General features: G+C 70.5%; 2 protein-coding genes. One reads left to right on the forward strand and one right to left on the reverse strand.

The features are described from left to right. Window positions 1-3: 3 nt before the first annotated feature. Window positions 4-1,041: a hypothetical protein gene (locus tag WBA11_RS18105; protein ID WP_424522035.1), complete on the reverse strand. Its 1,038-nt coding sequence runs from the start codon at window positions 1,039-1,041 to the stop codon at window positions 4-6. A gap of 328 nt (window positions 1,042-1,369) precedes the next feature. Between WBA11_RS18105 and WBA11_RS18110 the strand changes: the two genes are divergently transcribed. Continuing rightward, a partial coding sequence (locus WBA11_RS18110; RefSeq protein ID WP_424522036.1) for a M28 family peptidase occupies window positions 1,370-2,089 on the forward strand: 720 nt, incomplete at its 3' end.

Here is a 2,089-nt window from a genome sequence, read left to right on the forward strand (position 1 = left end):
CATCTAGACGGTCGCAGGTCGCCAGCGTCGGTGCGCCCAGGCGGCGACGAGTTGGGCGGCTCCGATCCCGAGGACGAACGCGAGCGGCCCGCCCATCATGACGGTGATCGCGGAGCCGTAGCCGGCCGAGCTCGAGCCCAGGTCGAGGGCGACGAGTTGTAGGATGACGAACACGACGGCCGCGATCAGCCCGCCGAAGATGGCGCCGGGCAAAGCCGCCCACAACCGCTTCCCGGCTTGTCCCGCCAGCCGACCGGCAATGAGGCCCATCAGGCCGACCACGACGAGCCACGCGAGGTAGCTCGACGCGCGGACGGGGCCGCGCAACGGCGAGGCCGGCGCCCGCGCCGAGATCGCGAGCACGTCGCCGGGGACGCCTCCGAACCGACCGATGAGCACGTCGCCCTCGCGGCGGAGCGGGAGGGAGGTCGCCACGTCCCAGCCTGCGGGCACGCGGACCTCGAGGTCGAGCTGTCCGAACCCGGCCCATCGTCTCGCGGGCGCCAGGCTGTAGGCCAGTTGGTACACCTTGTTCGGGTGGCTGCCGTCGTCGTACGTCCCCGGTCGGGCGCGGTAGCGGACGCGGATCGAGTGCTGGCCGGCCGGGATCGCGACTTGGAAGCGCAGGCCGCTCGGGGCGCCGAACCCGTCGGAGACTTGGTAGTCGTAAGCGCTGCCGTCGAGGGCGGGCGTCTGCGACACGACGGTCCACGACGGCGGGACGGCCAGGGAGTCGACGCGTTCGGCCTCGACGGGGCGCTCGTTGAGCCAGACCTGAGCGACCTCGAGGTCGGAGCCGAGGGCGAGAAACTCGAGCGGCAGCACCCGGGCGAGCCCGGCGTTGACGATCCGGTACTCGGCCTCGATGGTGGCGTAGTCGGCGGCCCCGATGCGGGTCAGGTCGAGGACGAGTCGCTCTCTCGCGATGCGGAGCCCCTCGAGGTCGGCGGCGGGCTCGCCCGCCGGGGTGCCGGGGGAGATGGGCGAGGCCATGTTGGCCTGGGCCGGCAGGGCGAAGAGCAGGAGCAGCAGCGCGCGCATAGTGCAAGATCGCGCCGCCGTGGTGTTGACGACGTCCTCGAGGGCGGTGCTTCGCACGTCGGGACCTGGCCGACGGTATCAAGCTTGAGGCGCGATAAAAAATGGTTCAGTAGCGCAGACACCGACGTGAGAGCCGATTTGTCGGTAGCATCCGCACGTTATCCGTACTCGAGGGCGCGGGTTTATCGTGCCACCCGCCGCCGAATACCTGTTAGGCAGCCTCCCGCAGTGCAAGCGGGTCCACGAGCCCTGTGTTATCGCTCGACGCAGGTGTAACCTGCCCGACTCGGATGCGGTATCGTTCGCTCTCCTTCGCCCTCGGTCTCAGATGAAGTACCTCGCTGTTCTGCTCGTTGCTGTCGCGTGCGGTTGTGCCTCCACGACGCCCGTCATCCCTCAGACAACGGAACCTCCGACCCGGGTCGGCGACGCACGGCTCGCTGCAACCGTCCGGTTCCTGGCCTCCGACGAGATGCTCGGCCGACGGGCTGGCACGCCTGAGGCTGAGATCGCCGCCCGCTACATCGCCGAGCAGTTCCGGGCCGCTGGCGTCCAACCTGTGCCCGGGGCAGAAGACGGCTACTTCCAAGTGGTCCCGCTCCCCGACGGTGGCACGTCACGGAACGTCCTCGGCCTCGTGACCGGGTCCGACCCCGCGCTCCGAGACGAGGTCGTCGTCCTCACGGCCCACTACGACGGGCTCGGAGCGTCGATGGGCCAGCGCGGGGCGACGGCGGCCGACAGCGTCTTCAACGGAGCGCGCGACAACGGGATGGGCGTCGCAGCCCTGATCGCCGCTGCTCGAGACCTCGCCGAGTCCCCGCCCGCCCGCTCCGTCCTCCTGTTTGCGCCCGCGGCCGAGGAGTTGGGCCTCGTCGGGAGCCGGTACTACGTAGAGAACCCCCTCGTCCCGCTCCGCGAGACCGTCTTCGTGCTCAACACCGACGGGGCCGGGTACTCCGACACGTCGGTCATCGGGCTCATCGGCCAGGACCGGACCGGCGTTGGCTCGCTCGTCGAGGCCGGCGCCGCCGCGGCGGGTTTGGGC

It is taken from the genome of Rubrivirga sp., assembly GCF_049648075.1.
Lineage (GTDB): Bacteria > Bacteroidota > Rhodothermia > Rhodothermales > Rubricoccaceae > Rubrivirga.

What these genes read in the sequence shown, in the direction of transcription:
- WBA11_RS18105 (WP_424522035.1), bottom strand. Translation starts at nt 1,041, where the DNA reads ATGCGCGCGCTGCTGCTCCTGCTCTTCGCCCTGCCGGCCCAGGCCAAC.